This window comes from Bacillus salipaludis (assembly GCF_004358205.1).
On the sequence record NZ_SMYO01000006.1, the window covers coordinates 300,665 to 325,739 of the forward strand.

Consider the following 25,075-nt stretch of genomic DNA (forward strand, 5'->3'; position numbering starts at 1 on the left):
TTTTTTAGTATGAAAAATTTAAATCAACACATACTTCTTTTATTAGAGCATTGAAATCGATAATAAGGAGTACTATTATGCATTGGTATGAAAAATTAAATCAATATTTTCCCATTGAAGAGATGAAATCACGAGAACATATGGAAACCTTACTAAAGGAACGGTCTAATATTTATCATAAGGATGAGGGACCACTTCATGTAATGATGTATGCAGAGTTAGAGAATTTTCTCTTTATCGATTACCTCTTTGTTTCAAAAGATGCTCGGGGCCAAGGGCTTGGCCATAAACTTTTAGAAAAAATGAAACAGAAAGAAAAGCCAATTATTCTTGAAGTTGAGCCAGTCAATTATGAAGACAGTGATACTGAAAAAAGGCTGCATTTTTATAAGCGTGAAGGTTTTGAACATGCCACGTCAATTGGTTATCGAAGAAGGTCCTTAGCGACAGATGAGATAAATCAAATGGAAATCCTCTATTGGGCCCCTAATCAAGAGTCTGAGGAAATGATATTTGAGGCGATGAAAAAAACATATGATTTAATACATACCTATAAGGATAAACATTTTTATGGTGAATCCTATGAACCGGTTGACGAAGTCCTAACATTCAACGAAAATACAGAAAGCGAAAATATTTTTAACCAACTATAATGATGGATGAGGTTAACAGTTTCTATTCAAATAGACTGTTAACCATTTTTTTGCACAAATCCATAAAATGCAAATTTATTTTGCGCCAAAGAAATGATATAATATGATTTGTGCAAATGAATTTTGCACTAGAATGATAGAAAATCCATTAATCATGCAAAAATTGAAGTTGGCACAGAACTTGCATTATATCTTTACTGAACAACCAACATGGAGGTTTGCAAATTATATAACATACTGTATTTCAAGAATTATTCAAAATACAAAAAGTGTGGTTTCCTATTCGTAAGTAGCAAAAGAATAGAAGAAGTATGTTATAATTTGTCGGTAGAAGAAATTTCTATATTAAAGTAATAAATTTTTTAAACAGAAAGGAACGTGCAAGAATGACTAACGGAATTTTCAAAATCCCAACACCTAAAAATGAGCCTGGTAACACATATGCTCCAGGTACAAAAGAGCGAGAAACATTAAAAGCAGAATTAAAACGACAATCTGAAACAGTAGTCGATATCCCTGTGATTATAAATGGTGAAAATATTAAAACAGATACAGTGAAACAAGTAGTTATGCCACATGATCATCAACATGTTTTAGCAAACTATTCCCAAGCTGGGGAAGAAGAGCTTCGTGCTGCTGTAGAGGCGGCGATGGCTGCAAAAGAATCATGGGAAAATACTCCATGGGAACACCGTGCAGCTATTTTCTTAAAAGCTGCAGATTTAATTTCTGGTCCATACCGTGACGTAATGAATGCGGCTACGATGTTAGGACAGTCTAAAACCGCTATTCAAGCTGAAATCGATTCTGCACAAGAATTAGCAGATTTCTTACGTTTTGGCGTTGATTATGCAAATCAAATTTATCAAATTCAACCTGAAAGTATGAAGAATGTTTGGAATCGTTTAGATTACCGTGCATTAGATGGTTTTGTATTGGCTATTTCTCCATTTAACTTCACAGCAATTGGCGGGAACTTACCATCAGCTCCTGCAATGATGGGGAACGTTGTCGTTTGGAAACCAGCAACAACTTCTATTCTAGCAAACTACTACTTTATTCGTATCTTAGAAGAAGCAGGATTACCAAAAGGCGTAATTAACTTTGTACCTTCTCGTGGTTCACAAGTATCAGAAGTAGTATTAACAGATCCTCGTATGGCTGGATTCCACTTTACTGGATCAACAAGTACGTTCCAAACTATTTGGAAAACAGTGGGAGAAAACATTACAAACTATAAATCTTATCCTCGTTTAGTTGGGGAAACTGGTGGTAAAGACTTTGTATTTGCTCACGAAACAGCACAAGCAGATAAAGTAGTAGCAAATCTTGTTCGTGGTGCATTTGAATACCAAGGCCAAAAATGTTCTGCTGCTTCTCGTGCCTACATTCCAGCTAGCATGTGGGAAGAAGTAAAAGCTGGTTTATTGGAAGAAACTGCGAAGCTTAAAGTAGGCGATGTCCGTGACTTTACAAACTTCATGGGTGCAGTAATTGATAAACCTGCTTTTGAATCCATTACAGGTTATATCGACTATGCAGCAGCTTCTGAAGAAGCAGAAATTATTGCTGGTGGTACGTATGATGATTCTGTTGGATATTTCGTACAACCGACAATCATTGTGACAACGAATCCAAATTTCAAAACAATGGTAGAGGAAATTTTTGGACCAGTTTTAACAATCTATGTATATGAAAATGATAAATTAGAAGAAACATTGGATGCGGCAGATACAGCGTCTATGTATGCCTTAACAGGTGCTATTTTTGCACAGGACCGTCAAGCAATTGCTCACTTAGAACGCCGTTTATCTGGTGCTGCTGGTAACTTCTATATCAATGATAAACCAACTGGTGCGATGATTAATCAACAACCATTTGGTGGTTCTCGTGGTTCTGGTACAAACGATAAAGCAGGTTCTGTCTTTAACATGATTCGTTGGACTAGTCCTCGTGTTATCAAAGAAAATTTTGCTCCAACAGCAGAAATTGCCTATCCATTTATGGATGCAGAATAATTTAATATGTAATAATTAGTAAAAACCTCTTTTCGTTTTTGACGGAAAGAGGTTTTTTTATCAAACATATTTTTATCAAATACAAAAATTGTTTTTGTTAAGATACATAAATATTATTAAACGCTAAAATTGTCAAAATATATAATAATAAATAGCAAGGGAATCCTCGAAAAAATATTGACAATAACATTTTGCTAATGTAAATTTAATAATATAAAAATTCAGATAAATCAAAAAATAAAATCATTTTTCGAAAGGGCTTTCATAATATGCTCATGCTGGTAATACCAGTATGACCAGTATTTATCAAAAAGCCTACATGTTATGGTTATACTGGTAATACCAGTATAACCAATAAATAAAAATAGGTGATATGATATGATTGAAAATTTACTTTATTTTGAAGTGGCGCAAGAAATAGAGAATAAAATAGGTGCTGGTACTTATGAAGAAGGAGAAAAACTCCCTTCGGAGAGAGAATTGACACAATCCTATAATGTTAGCAGAAATGTTATTAGGCAGGCACTTACAATTCTTAGAGAAAAAGGGCTAATAACGATAAAGCCAGGAAAGGGGGCCTATATTACAAAGATCAATGATGCAATGGTTACTGAAACTTTGAAAAGAGTCGTAGATAAATATGACTCTTCTATGGAAGACATACAAGAAGTACGTAATGAACTTGAGCTTTCAGTTATTAGGTTGGCAGTTAAAAAGGCTAATAAAGAAAATATCAAAGAACTAAAAAAAATTTGTGAAAAAATGGATGGAGATGTAAGTATCAGTAGATTTTTAGAATGGGATTTTAAATTTCATAAAGCTCTTGCTATGTCAACTGGAAATCCAATATTTTCTGTTTTGGTTAATTCTTTTTTTGATATGACGGAACAATCTGCCTTTTTAGTAACTCATTTTACAAGCAATTTTATTAATGTGATGGATAAAGCTCAAGACCATCATTGGAAGTTACTGGAATCAATTGAGGCAAGAAATGTAGATCAAGCAGTTCTAATCATGAAGGAACATATGGATTTATTTGGTGAAGAAATAAATTTATTAAAGATTGAAAAATTAATATGAACAACTACTTGAAGGAGGTGATGAAGAACTCTTAGATCTACAAAAATGTGAAAAGGGGGTTGTAATGAATGGATAAGAAGTTGCCAATTTTTCACCCTGGAATTCCTGCTACAGTTAGTATCGTATTTGCTGTTGTTACGGCACTTTTATGTGCAAACTGGCTCGATCACATTATGAAATTATAGGTAGGAGTGAAAAAATGAAACCACCTTTAAAGTATTCAATATATTCAATTTTGTATTTTTCGGATAATGGGATATGGGAATATGAAATTTACCAGGCATTAAAGGAACATTACAATATACGATCACTTAGTAAAATTCGCTCAATATTACTTGAATTATCAAATAAAAGTTGGACAGATGAAGTAGAGGTGGTAATTCATAATAACTCTATTTTAAGAAAATATAGATTACAAGAAAGACATAAGGAGTTTGTTAAGTACCAACTTACACCTCACAAAATAATTGAAGAGTTAGGTTTGAGAAAAGAAAATGTTACTGAAAATATTGGGAGGGATACTGCATGGGGGCCGAGTCTTTAGAAAAAATTAAATTATTACAAGAATCGCGAAAAGTTCGTGTAGGAATGGTTTATGCCGCACTTGGTGCACCTATGCTTGGGTTAGCATTTGGTTTTGCAGGATCAGCAGGTGCCTTAGCTCCATTTAATAAAGCATTCCCAACTGGTTCAATGGCATTCCAATTTTTTGAATATATGTTTGGTCTTCTTGCAATTTTTATCTACTCTTTCATAGTTGGTAGCGCAAAAGATAATTTTCGAATATTTAAAGCAAAAATTTCGTGGTATGGTGTTTTTACAGCTATGACCGGTATGATTGGCGATTTCCTATTCTTTTCAGCTTCTGCCATAGTGGGTGGAGCAATTGCTGGACCTTTAGCAGCATTGTTTGGATTTTGGGGAGCTGTCATTACATCGCTAGTCTATCGTGAAAAAATACTACAGAAATGGACAATTGTTGGAGTTCTCTTCATTGTAGCTGGAATTTGGGTTGCTTCTGGTGGAATGAGTATTGCAGCTCCAAAAGGTGTTTCGGGTACAGTCGTGTTGATTGGTGCTGGTTTGGGACTTCTTTCTGCAATAATGTATGGATTAGAGAATTTTGCAATTGCTGCAGGTTCAGACATGATTCCAGAAGAAAGTACGTTGTTTTGGAGAGCTGGTTGGGCATTAGTAGGATTAATAATTCTTAATTTTACAATCATGCCTAAATTTACTGATATTGCTAGTGTGATGTTTCAAGAACCTATTTGGTGGGCTTATGCGGCTGTAACCGGTGGTGCTTGGGGAATCTATATGATTGTTTCTCTTTATATTGGAATTAATACAGCAGGTACTGTTGGTGGAGGATTATTGGCAAGTACTGGGTTTGTATGGACCACACTACTTTCAATGACTGTTTATGGTGGAAATTGGAGCACTTCATTATTAATTGGTACTCTAATCATGTTCGCAGGTATTTGCGTTATGTTGCTTCGGCCTTCAACTGCGATAAATAAGTTAAGAAATTAAAAAGGAGAAATGTCAATTGGATGATATTAAAAATGAATATTTAGAGGTCTCTGAAAAAGAAGCCAATTACTTAATTCGTGGTGTCATTGCTAGTTCAATGGTATTTATCATTCCATTTATCATTATTATCGTAAACGGATGGTGGGAACCATTAGGTACTGCAAAAGATGGTTTGCGTTGGGTCGCAACTTCTGCAGCACTAGTATTGTTGGTTTATGTAGCATTAATCTTTGATAAGAAGTATCGGAAACATTGATATCGAATTTAATAGTTTAAATATTGAAAATTAATATAATATTTGTAACAATTAAATTTTTATTATTCCTAATATTGCGAACTCTATAAGGAGGAAAAAGTATGGGTAAATATATTTGTGGTATTGACATGGGAGGGACATTTACCGATTTTGTATCTTTTAATACAGAAACGCAAGAAGTAGAGGTATGGAAAAATTTATCTACTCCAAAGCAACCCATTAATGGTTTATTGACTGGATTAAATAATTTTGATGACCTATCAAGTGTAGACCAAATACGCCATGGTACAACGATTGCGACAAATGCAATTTTAGAAAGAAAAGGTGGAAATGTAGCATTTATTACAACTAAGGGTTTTAAAGATGTCCCATTTATCCAACGAGCTAACAGAAAAAAACACTATGATATGAGTTGGATTAAACCAGAACCACTGGTAAAAAGGAGAAATTGCTTTGAAATTACTGAGCGACTAACTCATAAAGGCGAAGTATTACAGGAAATAATTGAGGAAGAAGTAAAACAAATTGTAGAAGAAATAAGAAATAGAGGAAATATTGATGCTATTGCAATTAACACCCTTTACTCCTATGTAAATCCCACACACGAACAACAATTAAAATCTCTCTTTGAAAAATACCTACCAGAAATTCCAGTTTCAATTTCCTATGAAGTTCTTCCAAAATGGAAGGAATATGAAAGAGGAAGTACGGTTATTGCAGATGCTTATATTAAACCAATTGTTTCAAACTATGTAAAAACATTAGAAGAAAAATTTGAACAAATGACCATCACAAAGAATGTTGGAATCATGAAATCGAATGGTGGAATTATGACCCTTGATGCTACTGATCAGGCACCAATTAACACTGCCGTTTCTGGCCCAACTGGTGGAGTTGTAGCTGGAAAATCAATTGCAAAACAATGTGGAATTGATAATCTTGTAACACTTGATATGGGCGGAACTAGTACAGATGTAGCCGTAATCGTAAACGGAGAAGAAAAATTCACCACAAATTTTGAAATTGAATGGGGAATTCCTATTCAAGTACCAATGATTGATATCCGTACAATTGGTGCGGGGGGTGGAAGTATTGCTTGGATTGATAAAGGTGGAATGTTAAATGTTGGGCCAGAGAGTGCTGGTGCAAATCCAGGGCCAGTGTGTTATGGCAATGGTGGTGAGATTCCTACTGTAACGGATGCCAATTTAGTTTTAGGACGTTTAAATCCTCAAAATTTCCTAGGTGGAAAAATGAAACTGGATTATGAATCTGCATATCAGGCTATGGAAAAGCTGGGTGACCAAATAGGAATGTCCGTTGAAGATACAGCACTGTCCATTTTGAAGATTGCAAATAATAACATGGTTGGGGCATTAAGAATGGTTTTAATTGAACAAGGGTATGACCCACGTGATTTCACAATGCTTAGTTTTGGAGGAGCGGGACCTGTTCATGCAAGTGATATCATTGACATTGCCGGAATTCCAACTTGTATCGTTCCAGTTTATCCTGGCCAATTCTCTGCATTTGGCTTTGTCCAATGTGATGCTCGAGTAGATTTACAACGAACTGTCCAAATGACTTCTAAGTTTTTTGATATTGAACGAGCGAACCAAGTCTTCCAGGAATTAAAAGAAACTGGTATAAACGACTTAGTTTCTCAGGGATACAAAGATAATCTTGAAATCATTACCTCAATTGAAATGAGATATTTAGGCCAGAATTATGAATTAGATGTTCCTTTTGCTTATGATGAAATAAATGAGAGAAATGTAAACCATATTTGGAACACCTTCCATGACATGCACAATGATCGATTTGGTTTTAAAATTGACGGTGAAATCATGGAAATCGTTAACTACAAAGTTACAGTGATCAGTAAGCCTGAGAAAGCAAAACTAAAAAATATTAAAAAAGCAAATGGTGAAATTGCAATTCCAAAAGAAGAGCGTTTAGTTAGATTTGATGATGACTTATTAACAACAGCAATTTATGATCGAGACACTCTATTAGCTGGTCATAGAATTACGGGTCCGGCAGTTATAGAAGAAAGTGCATCTTCCACAGTCATTAGACCTGATCATATCGTAGTAGTCGATGACTTTGGAAATCTTCATATTAAGATGGAAGGGTGATAGTATATGGATTTTGTAAAAATGAATATTATTAATTCTGCTATGATCTCAATTTGCCGTGAGATGGGAATTACTCTCATGAAAACCTCTTACTCTACCATTTTTAATGAAGCATTGGATTTTACGTGTGGACTTGCAAATACAAAAGGAGAATTAATAGCAGTTGCCGATTTCTGTCCAGCAATGATTGGTGGTATGCCTGCGTTAATTGATAACTGTATTAATGAAATCCCTGTTTCTGAAATGAAACCTGGAGATGTTATTCTTCATAATGACCCATACAGAGGTGGATTACATATTCCAGAACATACCGTATTTAAGCCGATCTTTATCGAAGGGGAAGTCGTGGGATATGCAGTCGCGATTGGACATATAGCAGAAATTGGTGGAATTGTTCCAGGGGGATTTGCTGGAGAAGCAACGGAAGTATTTCAAGAAGGTCTTCGATTACCTCCTGTCAAAATCATTAGCGAAGGAAAAGACAATGAAGCCGTATGGAAAATTATGCTGGCCAATGTTAGAACACCAAGACACAATTATGGCGATTTGAGAGCTTTAATCAGTGCTGCAAATTTAGGGGAATCAAGATTAACTGATCTCATTAATAAATATGGAAAAGAAGTTTTTACACAAACTGTTAATGATTTATTGGATTACTCGGAACGTCGCATGCGTGCTGAGTTAAGAGAAATTCCAAATGGATATTATGATTTTGAAGATTATGTAGAAAATGATGGAATTGAAGATAAGATTTTCACAATTAAAGCAAATGTATATGTGGAAGATGAAGAAGTGATCGTAGATTACGAGGGTACTTCTCCACAAGCACGTGGTCCGATTAATGCAACTTATGGGGTTGCTGTTTCTGCAGCCTATAATGCTTTATTGCATATCACAGACCCTGAGATTCCGAAGAATTCCGGATGTTTTAGACCTATTAAAGTTGTAGCTCCTCCAGGTACGGTAGTAAATGTTGATTTCCCTGCACCGGAAGTAGGGGGAAATACAGAAACACATCCCAGAATTGCATTAGCTATTATAGGTGCTTTCTCTAAAGCGGTTCCAGAGAAGGTCATGGCATGTGAAGGTGGTACCCATCTAAACTTTGTATTTGGCGGTTATCACGATGATTACGACGAATACTATGTTTGCTATGATCTTGAAGGAGTAGGTTGGGGCGCGCGGCCATATGCTGACGGAAATAATATGGTCGACTCTATAAACGGAAATTGCCGTACTACTCCAACAGAAGTTTTTGAAACGAGATTTCCATGGCTAATAGAATCCTTTAATTTGAATCAAGATTCTGGCGGACCTGGACAATATCGTGGTGGGTTAGGTGCAGAAAAGGTGTTAAGGTGTTTGGCAAAAGAAATAACAGTAAGTCAAATGACTGATCGCCATGAAATTGCACCATTTGGACTTTTTGGCGGTCAAGAAGGCGGATTAGGTGCAACACTTGTGATGAAGAATGGTGAAAGCGAATGGAAAGATGTAAGAGAAACATTTGGTAAGGTTTCTTCTAGTAAATTTTCTAATATTAAAGTGAATAAGGGAGACAGGGTGAAAATCATAACACCTGGTGGTGGAGGATACGGAAATCCTTGTGAAAGAGATAGAAACAAACTGGAAGAAGATATTAAGGATGGTTTTGTTTCCAAGGAAGCTGCCTTATCAATCTATTAAAGTTTGCAAAGCCATAGATTTTTTAGGGAGATGAGCTAATGAAATTCTCAAGTAATGGATACTATGTAGAAAAATATGAAAAATGTTCTGTTTGTGGAAAGCTAGTTTACGGGAATAGAATTGAGCAATTAAATATCCATGGAGTGCCATCCTTATTTTGTTCTGATTGGTGTGTCGATTGGGAAAAAGTAAGGATGGAGAAAAAGAAACAGGCAAGAAAAGTTTTAATCTAAATATTTTCTTAAACTTGTGGCTAAGATCGGCCTTTCATATAAAAATGAAAGGCCGTATAAGAGTCGATAAAATAATAATGTTGTATTTTTGCTTTTATTGGTACTACCAGTAATACCAATCGAAATAAATTTAAGTTCGAAAGGATGTATTGAAATCATGGTTATAAAAAATAAAGTTCAAGAGTTGGCTGATTTAGATAAGAAGCACTTTCTGCATCCCACATCCTCAATAAAACAACAACAAGAAAATGGACCAGCCTACATTTTCACAGAGGGAAAAGGAATTTATCTTTATGACATTAATGGAAATAAGGTTTTGGATGGAATGTCATCACTTTGGAATGTGAATATAGGACACGGTAGAAAGGAAATAGTAGAAGCCGCTGCTGACCAAATGTCAAAGTTAGCCTATAGCTCCTGTTTTAATACATTTAGCAACGAGCCAGTTATTAAATTAGCTGAAAAAATTTCTCAAATAACCCCTGGAGACTTAAACACAACCTTTTTCACCTCAGGTGGATCGGAATCAAATGATACAGCTATTAAACTCGTAAGACATTATTGGATATTGAAAGGTGAAAAAGAACGGAAGAAGATTATTTCTAGAAAAAAATCCTACCACGGTTTAGCAATGGGAGCTACAAATACTACAGGGTTAAAACCATTCCGGGATTTTTCAAATATTTTTTCTCCAGACTTTTGCCATGTTGATGACCAATCAATCGATGCTCTTGTAGATTTGATTGAAAAAGAGGGACCGGAAACGATTGCTGCATTTATTACTGAACCAGTTCAAGGGGCTGGAGGTGTACATATACCTTCCATTGAGTATATAAAAGAATGTAGAAAAATTTGTGATAAATATGGAATTCTTTTTATTGCAGATGAGGTTATCACTGGTTTTGGAAGAACAGGGAAATACTTTGGAATGGAACATTTTGATGTGAATCCTGACATTATGTCTTTTGCAAAAGGGATTACAAGTGGATATTCTCAATTAGGTGGCGTAGTGATAAGTAAAAGGATCCATGAAGAACTTATTAATCTCTCTGTAGATACTTTTCTACATGGGTATACTTACAGTGGACATCCAACCGCATGTGCTGTGGCACTAAGAAATATTCAAGTTATTGAAGAAGAAAATTTAATTGAAAATGCCAGGCTAATGGGCGAAGAAATGTTAAAAGGATTCAAATGGTTGCAACATACACAGGATATTGTTGGAGAGGTAAGAGGATTAGGTCTTTTAGGGGCCGTTGAATTAGTAAAAGATCGGAAATCAAACCAAAGGTTTGAAAAACCCCTAGCACCTTTGGTTGTGAATGAAGCTGCAAAGAGAGGATTAATTGTTAGGTCCGTTACTTTTGAAGGTCAAGATACGCTTGTATTTTCTCCTCCTTTAATTATCAAAAAAGAAGAAATCCAAGAAATGGTTGAAATTATATCTGATTCTATTTCTACTGTTAAACAGAATAATTATAAAAAAGAACTTATATAATTTACAAGACTTACCACACTTTGCTATTTTAACTCTCCCCTTTTTTGGGGGGAGTTGAAAAAATTAATTTTACATAAAATATTATTCTAAGCTTCACGAGTCTTCTTCAAAGGTATTGTATTTATAGTAAAGGGGGATAGAGTATTTTGAAAGTAATAACAGCTGGGCACATTGAAAAAATAAAAAACATTATAAGAACAGGAAGAGTTCTTACAAACTTAAGTGACCGGTTTAGTTATTCATTTGATGGCTCATTTGGAAACTATCTGCCGGATGTTGTTATTCAAACCAAAAGCGTAGAAGAATTAGCCACTCTCGTAAAATTTGCTAATAAGGAAAAGATTCCAATCTATCCTCGTGGTCAAGCAACGAGCTTAAGTGGGGGTCCCCTCCCTGTAAATGGAGGAATGAGTATAGATTTATCTGTAATGAATGATTTGCTTGAAATCCATGAAGAGGATTTGGTTGCAATTGTGTCACCAGGAGTATTAACCTACAAAATCCATAAGGCAGCTGAACAACGAGGTTTAATGTATCCACCTGACCCCAGTAGTGCCCATGTTTCAACAATTGGCGGGAACTTATCCGAAAATTCCGGTGGACCAAGAGGATTGAAGTACGGGGTTACAAAAGATTATGTGATTGGTTTGGAAGTAATTACTCCTGAAGGAGAAATTATTAGAACTGGTGGGAGGACAGTTAAGAATGTCACAGGGTATGATTTGACGAAATTGATTGTAGGCTCTGAAGGCACACTGGGAATCATAACTAAAGCTGTTTTTCGTCTCATTCCAAAACCCCAAGCTACAAAAACTGTAATGGCAATTTTTGAGAGCTTAGTTGATGCTGGCAGGGCAATCTCAAAAATACTTTCTTCCGGTATTTTGCCCTCAAAAATGGAGTTAATGGATCAGGCTTCAATAAAAGCTGTGGAGAATTTCCAGCCAATTGGCTTGCCAACGGACGTAGCTGCACTCATCTTAATAGAACTAGATGGACATCCTCTCTCCTTGGAAGATGATGCGAAAAAGATATTTAATATATGCAAAACTATAGGTGCAAGAGAAATCAGGATTCCAAATCATAAATCTGAGGAGGCAGACCTTTGGAAAGCACGTAAACTCGTATCACCTGCTATTGCCCGGATTAAACCAACGAAAATCTCCGAGGATGCAACTGTCCCTCGAAGTAAAATTCCCGAAATGTGTGAAAGGCTACAAAAAATACGTGATAAATATAATATTCATCTCGTTGTATTTGGTCATGCAGGTGATGGAAACCTACATCCAAATATTATTTGTGATAAAACAAATTTAGAAGAAATGAAACGTGTTGAACAAGCGATCGAGGAAATATTCATTGCTGCAATAGAGCTTGGCGGTACATTGTCGGGTGAACATGGTATTGGAACCATGAAGGCCCCCTTTATGGAAATGGAACTTGGTACCATTGGTCTTGAAATGATGAAACGCATTAAAGAAGTTTGGGACCCAAATAACATAATGAACCCTGGTAAAATTTTCCCTTACCCAGGTCAAAAATTGGAGTTGATTTAAGTTGGATTTAACTCTCAAACAATTAAGGGAAGAGCTAAAATACGATAAAACCAATAAATGTGTTCAATGTGGTTATTGCATACCTGTGTGTCCCACATATACCACTTTTAAAAAGGAAACACATTCACCAAGAGGACGGATTAATTTAGTGAAAATGGTTGGCGAAGGAAGAATTTCAGAATTGTCGGTCCTCGAAGAATCTTTCGATTTATGTTTGGGGTGTCGTGCGTGTGAATCTGCTTGTCCAACGGGAGTCGAATACGGTTCCATCTTAGAATCTGTACGATTTGCACTTGAAAAGCGCAAATCTCCATTTGTACTTAAGAGGTTGTTACAAAAGGTAATCCTTAGAAAAGTTGTCCCGAGCAGGAAGATTATGAATCTAACAGGTCATACTTTTTGGTTATACGAAAAAACCAAATTACAAAAGGCAGTAAGGTTTTCTGGGATAAAGAAAGTGATTCCAAATAAAATGGGAACATTTGAATCAGTGATCCCCGAGTCTGTTCCACCTAAAGAACGTAGAAATTTATCGAAAGGAATAAGCACGAAAAAGGAAGCTAAATATACGGTGGCATTTTTTGTTGGGTGTGTTATGGATGCCATGTTTCATCGAATTAACCAATTATCTATTAAACTTCTTTCAGAAGTTGGATGTAATGTCATTGTTGTTCAAAACCAAACATGCTGTGGGGCACTCCATGCTCATGCTGGGGACATATATGAGGCACGTCGTTTGGCAAAAGAAAATATTTCTGCGTTTGAACAAATAAATGCAGATTTTATTGTAAATAATGCAGGTGGTTGTGGTGCAATGCTTTATGAATATGGACATTTGCTGGAAGATGATCATGAGTGGGCAGAAAGAGCGAGTAATTTTTCGAATAAATCAAGGGATATAAGCCAGATCATTTTTGCCTGTGGAGGATTGCCAAAATCAGCCTTCCGAAATAATGAACGGATTACATATCAACCTTCCTGCCATATGATCAATGTTCAAAAAGTAAAAAATGAACCAATAGAATTAATAAAGGCTATACCTGGAATAAACTTTATTGAGATGGAACAGGCCGATTCGTGCTGTGGATCTGCAGGTATATATAATATTGTTAATTATGAAGCTTCCATGCAAATTCTTGATGAAAAAATGAAACATACAAAAGCTACAGAAGCAACAACAATTATTACAACTAATCCAGGATGTTTACTGCAGATGAAAATCGGGATTGAACGGGAAGGATTCTCACAATCTATGCGAGCTTTGCATCTAATCGAATATTTAGCTGAAGTATATGGAATCAGCAAGATTTAGTTCTCTATTTAATTCCCGCTTATAATGCTCAGATTTTATTAAGCTAAAATTAATATGAGGTGATGAAATGAGTACATTAAAAGCCACCACTCGATATGAGTACGGCGGAGATGAGTTTGTATTTGTAGAATTATCAGAGGAAATGAGTTTAGAAGCTTTATTTAAAGTCCTTGTCATCACACAAAACTTAGAGAAAAAGCAGCTGCCGGGTATTATTGATATTTGTCCTGGAAATGCCTCATATATGATCAGGATTGACCCCGATATGATTCATCCAGACGATTTAATTAGGGAACTGAAAGAGATTGAAAGAAATATGGATGGTACAGATAATATAAAGATTAATTCCCGATTAATCGAGATACCCGCATTATTTGACGACCCGTGGACACATGAAGCTTTAATGAAATTTAGAAAAAACCACCAAGATCCAAATGCCACGGATTTAGAATATGCAGCTAGAATTAATGGATTTGACAGTAAGGAAAAATTTATTGACCACTTCGTAAGTTACCCCTTCATCGTATCAATGCTTGGGTTCGTACCAAGTCTACCATTCTATTTTCAATTAGTCGATAGAAAAAAACAAATAGAAGTACCTAAGTATGTCACTCCCCGTACATTTACACCAGCAAGAGCAATTGGCTTTGGAGGTGCTTTCGGATCCATTTATCCAGTAGACGGCGCTGGGGGATATCAGTTATTAGGAATAGTTGCACCAGAGATTCTTGACACTGAACAGAAATTGTCAGACTTTAAGGACTCTATGGTATTTTTTAGACAGAACGACATCATGCAATTTAGGAATGTCACGATGGACGAATATAAGGAAATAAGAAGTGAGGTAGAATCAGGAACCTTTAAATATAACATGAAAGAAATTTCTTATAGTCTTAAAGAAATTATAGAAAATCCTGAGGAATTTGCTAAACGAGTAAGGGGGGTTTTAAAGAATGATTAATGTACGAAAATCTGGAATCGAAACCACTATTCAGGATTTAGGCAGAATTGGGTACTATGCCATTGGCATGCCTCCCTCTGGTGCAATGGATAAATATTCCTATAGTATTGCCAATATGCTTGTAGGAAATGGTCGAAATGCAGCTGCATTAGAGTGCACTTATATAGGACCGGAGCTTGAATTTTCACAGGAAACCATTATTTCAATAACCGGTGCAGAAATAGTCCCTAAATTAAATGGCGAAAACATTCCTATGTGGCAGGCGATCGCCGTTAAATCGGGGGATATCTTATCATTCGGTTTTATAAAAAAAGGGGCACGAACGTATATTGCAGTTCGTGGTGGCATAGATGTCCCCATTATAATGGGAAGCCGCTCAACGTATACAACTTGTGGGATTGGGGGCTACAAAGGCCGCTCATTAAAAGAAGGGGATGTTCTAAAAATAGGAGATATGGTAGAAAATGAGGTAAAAACGTCTATAACGATCCCTTCAAATTTTCAATTGAATTTTGATGATATCCATAATATTAGAACAGTTCCTGGTCTTTGTAATTATCGATTAACACGAGAAAGCAGCAAATCATTTTTCGATACAGAATGGACTGTAACCCCAGATGCGAATAGAATGGGCTATCGTTTTAGAGGAAAGAAACTTGAATTTGAACCAAGAAAACAGCCATTTGGTGCGGGTAGTGATCCCTCTAATGTGACTGATTTGGGATATCCAATAGGTTCAATTCAAGTTCCGGCAGGCATTGAACCGATAGCACTTTTAAATGACGCTGTAACAGGCGGAGGTTACGCTACTATTGGAACAATAATCAGTACAGACTTAAGCAAAATGGGACAAATTAAAACGAATGAAAAGGTGAAATTTGTTTCAGTCACACTAGAAGAAGCATTGAAGTCTCGTAAAGAAGACAAGGAAAAGTTAGCAAGAGTAAAAGAATTTATATATGAAAATATATATATGGGGGTATAAGAAATATGTCAAAATATGAATCTATTAATGCTCCACTACCAGGAATCATTTATTTACAGCCAAGTCCAGAGAAGGAACAATATGTTAAGGTTGGGGATATTGTTAAAAGTGGAGATACTATCGCTCTCATTGAAGTAATGAAAACTTATTATGAACTTAATAGTGAACAAGATGGAGTGTTTGAAGGTTTTACCGTAAATAGCGGGGATATTGTAGATGCAGGTCAGGAAATAGGCTCTATAAAGATCGTTTAAGAACAAGTAATTCACAATGAGGAAAGGTTGAGATTTTTTGCATAAATTAATTGATAAAAAACAAATTTATATTAACGGTGAATGGTTTGGAAAGGACCTTAACACGATCGATGTTTATAACCCTGCAAATGGAGAGCTCATAGGAAAAGTTCCGAACGCGGGAGTACTAGAGACTCGAAATGCGATTGAAGCGGCACATGCGGCTTTTACAAAATGGTCCAAAAAAACGGCCAATGAACGATCCGTATACTTAAAAAAACTACATGCATTAATTGAAAAAAATAAGGAAGAACTAGCGACTATTATTACAAAAGAGATGGGAAAGCCGCTTCATGAAGCCAGAGGTGAAGTAGAATATGCTAATTCATTTGTTGAATGGTTTGCAGAGCAATCAAAACGAGTTTATGGTGAAACCATCCCTGCAAGTGATCCCAATAAAAGATTACTAGTCTTAAAAAATCCAATTGGGGTTGTCGGAGCCATAACTCCTTGGAATTTCCCGGCGGCAATGATTACCAGGAAAATGGCTCCGGCACTGGCTGCAGGGTGCACGATTGTAATTAAACCATCTGAATTAACCCCTTTTACAGCAATAAGAATTATGGAACTTTGTGAAGAGGCTGGGATTCCTAACGGAGTTGTCAACTTGGTAACGGGTGATCCACATGGTATTGGGAAGGAATTACTGGAAAACGAAAAAGTTAAAAAAATTACTTTTACTGGTTCGACTCGTGTAGGAAAGCTATTGATGGAACAGGCAGCATCCCAGGTTAAAAAGGTATCTTTGGAATTAGGAGGCCATGCTCCAATTATTATATTGGAAGATGCTGATTTAAATAAAGCTATAAAAGGTGTTATGGGCGCAAAATTTCGGAATGCAGGTCAAGCTTGTATAGCAGGAAATAGAGTTTACGTTCAACCCAAAATATATAATGATTTTATTCAAAAATTAACACAAGAGGTAGAAAAATTAAAAGTAGGGAACGGTTTAGAAAATCACACAGATATTGGGCCATTAATAAATAAACAGGCATATGAAAAGGTAATGAACCATGTACAAGATTCTTGTGAAAAAGGAGCAACAGTCGTTACGGGCGGTTCAGGTGAAATTCAAAATAATGCCTATTACTTCCTGCCAACAGTGTTAACAAACGTAGACAACTCAATGAAAATTATGAACGAAGAAACATTTGGCCCTGTAATTCCAATCCAAAAAGTAGAATCCATAGATGAAATGGTTAAACTCGCTAACAATTCCTCATACGGTTTAGCTGCATATGTATTTAGTGAAAGTTTATCTAAAGGATTAAATATTGTTGAGAATTTAGAATATGGAATTATTGGCTGGAATGATGGTTTGCCATCAACTGCACAAGCTCCATTTGGTGGAATGAAGGAAAGTGGATTGGGGAGAGAGGGAGCAAAAGAAGGAATCGAGGAGTTTTTAGAAATTAAATATGTATCGGTAGGGTTATGAGGCTTTTGGAAAAGAGGTGAACTATATGAATAAGTTAATTGATTTGAATTGTGATATGGGTGAAAGTTTTGGTCTTTGGAGTTTCGGTAAAGATGAAGCAATGATGGACTTTGTCACCTCGGCTAATCTAGCATGTGGATACCACGCTGGTGATCCGAGCACAATGAGGAAATCAGTCGAACTTTGCAAGGAAAGAGGAATTGCAGTAGGGGCACATGTAGGGTTGCCGGACCTATTGGGTTTTGGCAGAAGACGAATGGAAGTCAGTATAAATGATCTAAAAAATTATATTATTTATCAAACTGGAGCATTACAAGCTTTTCTAGATATTTATGGGATGAAGATGCAACATATGAAATTGCATGGAGCTTTATTTAGCATGGCTGCAGAAAGTAAAGAATTATCAAGGGCAGCATTAGAGGCTACTGCTGAGATTAATAGTGAGCTTATAATATTTACAATGGAAAGCACGGAAACATATGCAGTGGCAAAAGAGATGGGATTTAAAGTAGCAAGAGAATTCTATGGTGATCGTGGGTGCGAGCCAAGCGGTATCTTAACCTTTAAATATAACCTTGAGGATATTGGTGGAAGTCCTGAAGCTTCTGCTAAACGTATAGTGAGAGTGTTGGAGGAGAAAAGAGTTATAACTTCAGACGGCACAGATATTGATTTTGAATGTGAAACTTTTTGTATTCATAGTGATACTGATTGCGCCCTTGATATTGCAATTAACACAAAGAATGAACTTGAAAAAGCCGGGTGGTCACTAACCCCGTTAAGAGAATACTTTTGAAAAAACACCTGAAAAGAAAAAATAAACAGGCTCCTGTCAATGTAATTAGCGATAAAAAACAAAAAGACCCTTTCCTTTTTTAGAGGAAAGAGTCTTTTTTGATCTAAAATACACCAATGAAATTAATTAAAAATAGCATAAGTGGAATGGTAGATAATGAAATGATCGTTGAGATGATCGTGGTAAGTGCACCCATTTCTGCGTCTGCTGAATATTTGGCAAACAGAATTGAAGCTATGGTTAAGGTTGGCATCATCGACTGAATCAGAAGTGTTTGGATAATTTTTGGATTTAACTCGAAAAAATGAATTAATAAAGCAACTGAAAAAGGTAAAAGGATTAGTTTAACCATCAAAGGAATCCACAACTGATGCCCTTTTTCCCGTACTTTTCCACGCTGCAATGTCATAATCAGCATTCCAATATAAAACATTGCCAGCGGTGTTGCCAAGCCAGCAAGCTGGTCCGTTATGTGAACAAAAAAAGCAGGGGGCTTTATGCTAAAATAAGCTACAATTAAACCAACTACAATTGCAGCAGTAGGCATATTGACCATCGATTTTAATGTTTGTAAGGCGAACCTTCTATTTTTCTGCAACATAATGACGCCGACCGTCCAAATCGTAAAATCAACTCCGGCGTCAAAGATGGCTGCATAAAGCGCTGCCTCCGGACCAATCAAGGTTGCGCATAACGGAATACCAATAAATCCAGTTGTGCCAAGTCCAGACATTAAGGCAATCTCCCGTTTTTTTGTTGAATCCCCTTGGAAGGTTATCGAGAGAATCCAGCCAAGGGCAATTCCCAGCAAATTAATTAATATCGATAAACAAAAAACAATAAGGATGGATTTAAAGATTCCATCATTCAGATCGACTTTAAAAATACTGGAGAGAATCATACATGGCATGGCAATATTAACGATTATATTAATAAACATCTTCCTTGTTTCGTCATTAAAGGAAAAAGTTTTAGATAGAAGGACGCCTATCAAAATCAATATGGTGATATTTAAGATTGATTGAAAGACGATTGAAAATTCCATATTCCACTTCCTTAATCCACGTAAAATAAACAGATGGATAATTACTGAATTATAATAATATTCACACAATACAGTAAATCTGTCTAGGTGTTTAAGTGGAGCAATTGCTTTTTTTATTGATTTTGTTTTGGAATGAATTGCTATATACTAAAGTAAATAAAAGCAAATCTTTTCTATTTAAAGTAAAAATAGGTGAAAAAATGAAGATTGATGTAAATAATTTTAAGCATTTAAAGGACTATGACAATATTTTGGTAACGGATGAGAACGGAACGATTATTTTCTATGACATGGCCGATCTAAAAGTTTTAAACGAGATGGGTGTTAGACCAGAAGAGTTTATGGGTAAGCATATTCTAAGTTCCTATCAAAATCTTACGTTTGAAAACAGTACGATTATTAACGTTTTAAAAAACGGAGAGGCCGTCTGTAATGTAAAGCAAGAATTAATTGTGAAAAATGGGAATACCCTTGTTCTTGTAAGTTCTACCTATCCGATTAAAGTTCACGATAAAATCATTGGTGCCATCGAGTTTTCTAAACATTATTATTCAAGAGAAAATATACAATCCTTGGAAAAGTTCGCAAGCCACAAAGTCTTTCGAAAAAACAATACAATCTATACGATTGAAAATATGATTACCGCAAATCCAAATATGAAAGCGATTAAAAATAAAATTGGGAAAATCGCTAAAACAAACTCCACGGTTTTAATCTATGGTAAAACAGGGACTGGAAAAGAATTGGTTTCCCAGTCTATTCATAATTTAAGCGACCGGTTCAGCGGTCCCTTTATATCTCTTAACTGTGGTGCGATTCCACCCAACTTGATGGAAAGTACCTTGTTTGGAACCGTTAAAGGAAGTTTCACCGGGGCAGTGGACATGCCGGGGGTATTTGAACAAGCCAATAGCGGGACATTATTTTTGGATGAAATCAATTCACTTGATTTTTACCTGCAGGTTAAACTTCTAAAGGCAATTGAGGAAAAGATGATTAGAAGAATTGGCGGGACAAAAAATATTAATGTAGACATTAGGGTGATTTCTGCCACCAATGAAGACCCTGATTTGTTAGTTTCTGAAAAGCGGCTAAGAGAAGATCTTTATTACCGTTTGGGTGTTGTACAAATTGATTTGCCAACCTTAGCCGAACGGCAAGAGGATATTGAAAAACTGATTAAATACTATATTGATTTTTACAATAATAACATGAATATACACATTGAGGGTGTTGAGCCTGAGGTATTGGAGTGTTTTAAAAAGTATCAATGGCCAGGGAATATAAGGGAACTTAAAAATGCGGTCGAAACTGCTTTTAATAATGTCACCTCTTCTATTATTACAATGGAAGATATTCCGAAGAGAATTCGTGAAAATAAAGAAACACCAGTACCTATTGGCACAGAGAATTTTGATCATCTGAAAGAGGCGGTCGAACATTTTGAAAAAGAAATGATTCAAAGGCAACTAACCAATATGAACGGAAAACTAACGGACGCTGCAAAACGATTGGGTGTCTCCAAACAATTATTGAAATACAAAATGGAGAAATATAAATTATGATGACAAAACGGCTAATAAAATTCTTAGTCGTTTTTTTCTGAATAATAAATCATTATATACCTTCCGTTTCTTGTTTTATTATATAATATATAATATACGGTTTTTCGAGGAGGAAATTTCGATGGCAAAGACCATTTTCACGAATGGAGTATTTTATACACTTGATTCAGAGAATCCAGTGGTGGAAACAGTGGTAGTTGAGGACGGTAGAATTGTAGATTTAGGTTCACATCAGGATATGCAATTGCAATGGGGCAGACACAGTGTACCTACTATTGATTTACAAGGAAAAATGGTTACTCCAGGATTAATTGACAGCCACTTACATTTATCAGGGGTTGCGTTTAACTTTTTAGACTTGGATTTGACAGGCGTGAAGTCGAAAAAAGCAATGCTTGAAAAAATCAGAGAGAAAGCAAGTACCGTTGCACCGGGAAGCTGGCTAGTCGGAATGGGATGGGATGAAAATCTCTTTGAAGATGGAACAACCCCAACGATTGAAGAACTTGATTATGCAGCACCGCATTGCCCGATTTATTTAAAAAGAATTTGCCACCATGCTTTTTTAGTCAATAGCAAGGCCCTGGAAAGATCCAATTATTTTTCTTCAATGGAAATTCCGATGGGTGGCAGTATTATCTTGGATCCGATTACAAAAAAACCAACTGGACTAATATTAGAAACAGCTTCGAAATTGTTTACGAACCACATACCAGAAAAAACATATGAAGAGTTAAAACATGGCTTAGGTCAAGCTATGAAATTCGCAGTGAAAAAAGGTTTAACGAGTGCTCATACAAATGACCCACTTTACTTTGGCGGCATTGATCAAACCTATAGATTGTACGATGAGTTGATTAATCAGGAACAATTTGGATTACGCTGCAATTTACTGATTGATTATCCTTTTCTTAAAGATTTAAAAGAAAGAGGGATGTCCGCTGGCTATGGCAATGATAAATTGCGGATTGGCGCGATAAAGATTTTTGCTGATGGTGCATTCGGAAGAAGAACCGCTTTACTTTCGAAGCCATACCAGGATGCTCCTGGACAATTTGGCGAGGCGATGCATGATCAGGAAACCCTTTATCAAATGGTAAAGGATTCCCGTGAATATTCGATGCCAATTGCTGTTCACACGATTGGTGATAAGGCATTGGAAAATGTCTTAGATATACTGGATCAGTTCCCAGCGGTGAACCATCGTGATCGAATAATCCACGTATCGCTTGTTCGCGAAGATTTGATTCAGCGTTTAGCGAATCACAGCCGGATTGCAGATATTCAACCACGATTCGTGGTCGGAGATTACCCTTGGATTAAAGAGCGGCTTGGTATAGAACGTGAGCAGTATTTATATGCTTGGAAATCCTTACTTTCAGGTGGAGTTTTGTGTGCCGGAGGTTCGGATGCACCGGTAGAACCGGTTGACCCATTGCTTGGAATTCACTCGGCGGTAACGCGCAGAGCACCACAGGATCAGCATGAAGGATGGAATGTAAAAGAAAAGTTATCCATGCTTGAAGCGATTCAAGTGTTTACAATTGGCGGTGCCTATGCAACCTCCGAAGAGAATAAAAAGGGAACTCTTTCAAGGGGAAAACTAGCGGATATGACGGTGTTTTCGAAAAATCTTTTTGAAATCCAACATCCAGATGAATTGTTGGATACTACAATTGAAATGACGATGATTGATGGAAAGATTCAAGAGGTTTAGCTATAAATACTTGATTTAATTTAATAAATTTTAGCCATACTAGAAAGGAGCATGAATAGGGAGGTTGATAGCATGTTCGAGGATTTCTTTGGTGATTTTAAAAATTTGTGGGCTGGAAAACCTATCGATGACATTGATATAGAAGAATTTTATCGTTTGGAGTCCAAGCATACAAGAATTCGCCATGATGAGGATTTGCGAGAAGTTATTCGTGTTCATTAAATTTGTGCGTTTCTTTAAAAAAGCCCGGTATCAATTTACCGGGCTTATATCATTGTACGGGAACTGTGAGGAATAGTTGTTAAACTGTTGATACGCCTGATCCAGTTTTTGTTGTTCTTCGGCTTCGAGTTTGTACCAACCGCTTTGAAACATTAAATGATAGAACTCTCGGCAGCTTTGGTGGGTTTCGTCTAGAATTTGAAGTAAGTCGTTATGTAACTGCTGATGACTTGCTTCCCGAATTGCAATATTCAAACTGTCCGTTATATATTTACAAGTGCTTAGGCCGTCATTCAGAAAGTCGCGGTCGTTCATTTCTGGTCCTTTTACTTTGGGCAATTCACCCGTTTGCGGGTTTGCGATTTGATTTGGGTTTTGTGACTGCTGGCTTTGTTGATTTTGCTGAGCTTGTTGATTCTGCATCATTCCACATAAACCTCCTTACTAAATTTGTGATTGTTGCATTTGTTGTGTTTGCTGTGGTTTCGGGATACTTGCCATCGCCATATTGTTATTAACCTGAAGGTGAGTAAGCAATCTTTGATAATGATTTTGATGCATTCTCCCTGCTTTATCGAGTGCCTGTTTAAATTGTGGATTGGTTGCTTGTTGGGCGAGATGATGAAATTTCTTAAAAGCCAAAAGTTCCCAAGATAGCACGTCTTTAATGTAAAGAAGGTCCTTAGTTGTAATTGCCCTTGGAGGAAAGGGAATAGGTGGTTGATTATTTTGCATGACAAAAACTCCTTTCAACTTTTGTTTCTATCTATAGACTTCACCAATACACACCGTTTTATGAAATGTGCTTGAAAAGAACTTCTTTTCTACGACTTTTTGCTTAATTTAAGAGAAATTTGTCGAAAAATCCATCGTTTCCATGTATAATTACAACTTGTGACCACCTAAAAAAGGAGGAATGCATTATGATGGAATGGACATTAGCGGGCTTGTTTGGAGTCTCAGTATTGCTTTTAATTATTTCGCTGACAAAAACAGCTCAAGCTACAAAAGCACAGAATAAAGGAATTGATTTAGTTCACGTTGAGGTTATGAAAGAAATCAATGATTTGCAAGAATCAATTCGGAATATTGAGCTTGATATTGAAGTTGTCATGAATGAAGCAGGAGTTGAACTTTCTCCTAAGGAAAAAGTGTTTATGCGTGAAATACTAGACTTATATAAACGCAATTATTCAATTGAAAGCATTGCTGAGAGAAAACAGGTTTCTGCAGAAGAAATTAAAGAACTTCTTGCTCCTTACCTAAGATCTAAGGATGAAAGGAGAAGTATTTCAAATGCGGGTTAATCTATTGACCAGTTTTGCAGCAGGGATTCTTATTTCTACCACGATAAGCGGCGCTGTTTATTTTACCAATAAAACAGAAGCTTCAACTAAACCTGTTAAGGTAACTGAACAAACCAAAACGGTGACCGTTCAGCCAACAGAAGATGAGATGAAAACCAAGCTTGCAGCAGCAGGTTATGTTGTTCAAACAAAAGCTGATTATAATAAAAATCTAAATGATGCCAAAGCAGCTGCCCAAAAGGCAGCACCGGCAGATGACAATCAATCGAAAAAAACAGTTTACAGAGTTGTTCTGAATGTAGCAAATGGGATGACAAGTATTGATGTCGGCAGGGCACTTGAAAAAGCAAAAATCATTGATAATGCTTTTAAATTCTCGAAAGATATTGAGAAAAAAGGAATTGAAAACAAGTTACGACCAGGTACATTTGTAGTGGATAGTAACATGTCCCGTGACCAGATTATTTCAACGATATTTAAATAATTATTTTTTTAAAATTAAAATCCCTACATGATTAGCTTTTGCTAAGTTTTGTAGGGATTTTTTTTATTAAGAGATATAACCGTCTGAACATTTTACATCTTTTTTATGAGTGTATAGCCTATTGCTAAGGTCTGATCATCCTTTAATCTATTTTTACCTTAGAGAAGGAGTGCTCATATATTAGCAGACGGTCTTTTCTTATTTATAAATATTTTACTTTTTTTGTAAAAATATGATGTTTGTCCATTCCATCCTTGTAAAAATAAAATATAAATACAACGTGAGAGTGTTTTTCTTCC

General features: G+C 36.1%; 25 protein-coding genes. 22 read left to right on the forward strand and 3 right to left on the reverse strand.

Annotated elements, in window-relative coordinates; all coding sequences use genetic code 11:
* Positions 1 to 77 precede the first annotated feature (77 nt).
* The 17 genes from E2K98_RS14625 to E2K98_RS14705 all read left to right on the forward strand — a co-directional run bounded on the left by E2K98_RS14625 (position 78) and on the right by E2K98_RS14705 (position 18,436).
* Positions 78 to 653, forward strand: a complete 576-nt coding sequence (locus tag E2K98_RS14625; RefSeq protein WP_133335290.1) for a GNAT family N-acetyltransferase — start codon at positions 78 to 80, stop codon at positions 651 to 653.
* A 386-nt stretch (positions 654 to 1,039) separates the two neighbouring features.
* The gene (gene pruA, locus E2K98_RS14630) at positions 1,040 to 2,671 is read left to right on the forward strand and encodes an L-glutamate gamma-semialdehyde dehydrogenase (RefSeq protein WP_133335292.1); all 1,632 of its coding nucleotides are present in this window, start codon (positions 1,040 to 1,042) and stop codon (positions 2,669 to 2,671) included.
* 378 nt (positions 2,672 to 3,049) lie between these two features.
* Positions 3,050 to 3,751, forward strand: a complete 702-nt coding sequence (locus E2K98_RS14635) for a FadR/GntR family transcriptional regulator (RefSeq protein ID WP_235824811.1) — start codon at positions 3,050 to 3,052, stop codon at positions 3,749 to 3,751.
* A gap of 199 nt (positions 3,752 to 3,950) precedes the next feature.
* Positions 3,951 to 4,295, forward strand: a complete 345-nt coding sequence (locus E2K98_RS14640) for a hypothetical protein (protein ID WP_133335294.1) — start codon at positions 3,951 to 3,953, stop codon at positions 4,293 to 4,295.
* On the forward strand, positions 4,277 to 5,284 hold the full coding sequence (locus E2K98_RS14645) for a DMT family transporter (RefSeq protein WP_133335296.1): 1,008 nt from the start codon (positions 4,277 to 4,279) through the stop codon (positions 5,282 to 5,284). The genes E2K98_RS14640 and E2K98_RS14645 overlap by 19 nt, the downstream gene beginning before the upstream one ends.
* A 16-nt stretch (positions 5,285 to 5,300) precedes the next feature.
* Positions 5,301 to 5,540, forward strand: coding sequence for a hypothetical protein (locus E2K98_RS14650; protein WP_133335298.1), 240 nt, complete (start codon positions 5,301 to 5,303; stop codon positions 5,538 to 5,540).
* Between the two features lie 101 nt (positions 5,541 to 5,641).
* Complete coding sequence (locus tag E2K98_RS14655) at positions 5,642 to 7,678, forward strand: hydantoinase/oxoprolinase family protein (protein ID WP_133335300.1); 2,037 nt, start codon at positions 5,642 to 5,644, stop codon at positions 7,676 to 7,678.
* Positions 7,679 to 7,684: 6 nt separating this feature from the next.
* A complete protein-coding gene (locus tag E2K98_RS14660) occupies positions 7,685 to 9,364 on the forward strand; it encodes a hydantoinase B/oxoprolinase family protein (protein WP_133335302.1) in 1,680 nt (559 codons plus the stop codon).
* A 38-nt stretch (positions 9,365 to 9,402) separates the two neighbouring features.
* Complete coding sequence (locus E2K98_RS14665; protein ID WP_133335304.1) at positions 9,403 to 9,597, forward strand: hypothetical protein; 195 nt, start codon at positions 9,403 to 9,405, stop codon at positions 9,595 to 9,597.
* 157 nt (positions 9,598 to 9,754) lie between these two features.
* A complete protein-coding gene (locus E2K98_RS14670) occupies positions 9,755 to 11,095 on the forward strand; it encodes an aminotransferase family protein (protein WP_133335306.1) in 1,341 nt (446 codons plus the stop codon).
* A gap of 146 nt (positions 11,096 to 11,241) precedes the next feature.
* Entirely contained in the window at positions 11,242 to 12,651 is a 1,410-nt protein-coding gene (locus tag E2K98_RS14675) for an FAD-binding oxidoreductase (RefSeq protein ID WP_407921211.1), read from the forward strand.
* A 1-nt stretch (position 12,652) separates the two neighbouring features.
* Positions 12,653 to 13,963, forward strand: coding sequence for a (Fe-S)-binding protein (locus tag E2K98_RS14680; RefSeq protein WP_133335308.1), 1,311 nt, complete (start codon positions 12,653 to 12,655; stop codon positions 13,961 to 13,963).
* A 67-nt stretch (positions 13,964 to 14,030) separates the two neighbouring features.
* A complete protein-coding gene (locus E2K98_RS14685; RefSeq protein WP_133335310.1) occupies positions 14,031 to 14,924 on the forward strand; it encodes a 5-oxoprolinase subunit B family protein in 894 nt (297 codons plus the stop codon).
* Positions 14,917 to 15,909, forward strand: a complete 993-nt coding sequence (locus E2K98_RS14690; protein ID WP_133335312.1) for a 5-oxoprolinase subunit C family protein — start codon at positions 14,917 to 14,919, stop codon at positions 15,907 to 15,909. The genes E2K98_RS14685 and E2K98_RS14690 overlap by 8 nt, the downstream gene beginning before the upstream one ends.
* A gap of 5 nt (positions 15,910 to 15,914) precedes the next feature.
* Positions 15,915 to 16,163 carry a biotin/lipoyl-containing protein gene (locus E2K98_RS14695; RefSeq protein ID WP_133335314.1) on the forward strand — a complete coding sequence of 83 codons (249 nt, stop codon included), beginning with the start codon at positions 15,915 to 15,917 and terminating at the stop codon, positions 16,161 to 16,163.
* Between the two features lie 37 nt (positions 16,164 to 16,200).
* Positions 16,201 to 17,640: an NAD-dependent succinate-semialdehyde dehydrogenase gene (locus E2K98_RS14700; protein WP_328591978.1), complete on the forward strand. Its 1,440-nt coding sequence runs from the start codon at positions 16,201 to 16,203 to the stop codon at positions 17,638 to 17,640.
* A gap of 25 nt (positions 17,641 to 17,665) precedes the next feature.
* Complete coding sequence (locus E2K98_RS14705; RefSeq protein WP_133335316.1) at positions 17,666 to 18,436, forward strand: LamB/YcsF family protein; 771 nt, start codon at positions 17,666 to 17,668, stop codon at positions 18,434 to 18,436.
* 103 nt (positions 18,437 to 18,539) lie between these two features.
* Here E2K98_RS14705 and E2K98_RS14710 read toward each other — a convergent pair whose 3' ends face one another.
* Positions 18,540 to 19,481, reverse strand: a complete 942-nt coding sequence (locus E2K98_RS14710; protein ID WP_133335318.1) for an AEC family transporter — start codon at positions 19,479 to 19,481, stop codon at positions 18,540 to 18,542.
* A 200-nt stretch (positions 19,482 to 19,681) separates the two neighbouring features.
* On the opposite strand from E2K98_RS14710, the gene E2K98_RS14715 reads away from it, so the two are divergent.
* The 3 genes from E2K98_RS14715 to E2K98_RS30955 all read left to right on the forward strand — a co-directional run bounded on the left by E2K98_RS14715 (position 19,682) and on the right by E2K98_RS30955 (position 22,985).
* Positions 19,682 to 21,046 (forward strand): sigma-54 interaction domain-containing protein, encoded by a 1,365-nt coding sequence (locus E2K98_RS14715; protein WP_133335320.1) that lies wholly within the window; start codon positions 19,682 to 19,684, stop codon positions 21,044 to 21,046.
* A gap of 121 nt (positions 21,047 to 21,167) precedes the next feature.
* Positions 21,168 to 22,763, forward strand: coding sequence for an amidohydrolase (locus E2K98_RS14720; protein WP_133335322.1), 1,596 nt, complete (start codon positions 21,168 to 21,170; stop codon positions 22,761 to 22,763).
* 72 nt (positions 22,764 to 22,835) lie between these two features.
* Entirely contained in the window at positions 22,836 to 22,985 is a 150-nt protein-coding gene (locus E2K98_RS30955; protein ID WP_155925791.1) for a hypothetical protein, read from the forward strand.
* Positions 22,986 to 23,015: 30 nt separating this feature from the next.
* On the opposite strand, the gene E2K98_RS14725 is transcribed toward E2K98_RS30955, so the two are convergent.
* Together E2K98_RS14725 and E2K98_RS14730 are read right to left on the reverse strand one after the other, a co-directional pair.
* Positions 23,016 to 23,411 (reverse strand): spore coat protein, encoded by a 396-nt coding sequence (locus tag E2K98_RS14725; RefSeq protein ID WP_235824812.1) that lies wholly within the window; start codon positions 23,409 to 23,411, stop codon positions 23,016 to 23,018.
* An 18-nt stretch (positions 23,412 to 23,429) separates the two neighbouring features.
* Complete coding sequence (locus tag E2K98_RS14730) at positions 23,430 to 23,720, reverse strand: ferritin-like domain-containing protein (protein ID WP_133335324.1); 291 nt, start codon at positions 23,718 to 23,720, stop codon at positions 23,430 to 23,432.
* A 188-nt stretch (positions 23,721 to 23,908) separates the two neighbouring features.
* Between E2K98_RS14730 and E2K98_RS14735 the strand changes: the two genes are divergently transcribed.
* On the forward strand, positions 23,909 to 24,292 hold the full coding sequence (locus tag E2K98_RS14735) for a hypothetical protein (RefSeq protein ID WP_328591979.1): 384 nt from the start codon (positions 23,909 to 23,911) through the stop codon (positions 24,290 to 24,292).
* Positions 24,282 to 24,776 (forward strand): aminodeoxychorismate lyase, encoded by a 495-nt coding sequence (locus E2K98_RS14740; protein ID WP_133335326.1) that lies wholly within the window; start codon positions 24,282 to 24,284, stop codon positions 24,774 to 24,776. The genes E2K98_RS14735 and E2K98_RS14740 overlap by 11 nt, the downstream gene beginning before the upstream one ends.
* Positions 24,777 to 25,075: the final 299 nt, after the last annotated feature.

Coding starts and splice junctions, on each gene's coding strand:
- E2K98_RS14725 (WP_235824812.1), bottom strand. CDS start 23,411: ATGATGCAGAATCAACAAGCTCAGCAAAATCAACAAAGCCAGCAGTCA.
- E2K98_RS14710 (WP_133335318.1), bottom strand. CDS start 19,481: ATGGAATTTTCAATCGTCTTTCAATCAATCTTAAATATCACCATATTG.
- pruA (WP_133335292.1), top strand. CDS start 1,040: ATGACTAACGGAATTTTCAAAATCCCAACACCTAAAAATGAGCCTGGT.
- E2K98_RS14640 (WP_133335294.1), top strand. CDS start 3,951: ATGAAACCACCTTTAAAGTATTCAATATATTCAATTTTGTATTTTTCG.
- E2K98_RS14715 (WP_133335320.1), top strand. CDS start 19,682: ATGAAGATTGATGTAAATAATTTTAAGCATTTAAAGGACTATGACAAT.
- E2K98_RS30955 (WP_155925791.1), top strand. CDS start 22,836: ATGTTCGAGGATTTCTTTGGTGATTTTAAAAATTTGTGGGCTGGAAAA.
- E2K98_RS14635 (WP_235824811.1), top strand. CDS start 3,050: ATGATTGAAAATTTACTTTATTTTGAAGTGGCGCAAGAAATAGAGAAT.
- E2K98_RS14730 (WP_133335324.1), bottom strand. CDS start 23,720: ATGCAAAATAATCAACCACCTATTCCCTTTCCTCCAAGGGCAATTACA.
- E2K98_RS14695 (WP_133335314.1), top strand. CDS start 15,915: ATGTCAAAATATGAATCTATTAATGCTCCACTACCAGGAATCATTTAT.
- E2K98_RS14705 (WP_133335316.1), top strand. CDS start 17,666: ATGAATAAGTTAATTGATTTGAATTGTGATATGGGTGAAAGTTTTGGT.
- E2K98_RS14645 (WP_133335296.1), top strand. CDS start 4,277: ATGGGGGCCGAGTCTTTAGAAAAAATTAAATTATTACAAGAATCGCGA.
- E2K98_RS14690 (WP_133335312.1), top strand. CDS start 14,917: ATGATTAATGTACGAAAATCTGGAATCGAAACCACTATTCAGGATTTA.
- E2K98_RS14625 (WP_133335290.1), top strand. CDS start 78: ATGCATTGGTATGAAAAATTAAATCAATATTTTCCCATTGAAGAGATG.
- E2K98_RS14735 (WP_328591979.1), top strand. CDS start 23,909: ATGATGGAATGGACATTAGCGGGCTTGTTTGGAGTCTCAGTATTGCTT.
- E2K98_RS14740 (WP_133335326.1), top strand. CDS start 24,282: ATGCGGGTTAATCTATTGACCAGTTTTGCAGCAGGGATTCTTATTTCT.
- E2K98_RS14665 (WP_133335304.1), top strand. CDS start 9,403: ATGAAATTCTCAAGTAATGGATACTATGTAGAAAAATATGAAAAATGT.
- E2K98_RS14720 (WP_133335322.1), top strand. CDS start 21,168: ATGGCAAAGACCATTTTCACGAATGGAGTATTTTATACACTTGATTCA.
- E2K98_RS14685 (WP_133335310.1), top strand. CDS start 14,031: ATGAGTACATTAAAAGCCACCACTCGATATGAGTACGGCGGAGATGAG.
- E2K98_RS14670 (WP_133335306.1), top strand. CDS start 9,755: ATGGTTATAAAAAATAAAGTTCAAGAGTTGGCTGATTTAGATAAGAAG.
- E2K98_RS14655 (WP_133335300.1), top strand. CDS start 5,642: ATGGGTAAATATATTTGTGGTATTGACATGGGAGGGACATTTACCGAT.
- E2K98_RS14660 (WP_133335302.1), top strand. CDS start 7,685: ATGGATTTTGTAAAAATGAATATTATTAATTCTGCTATGATCTCAATT.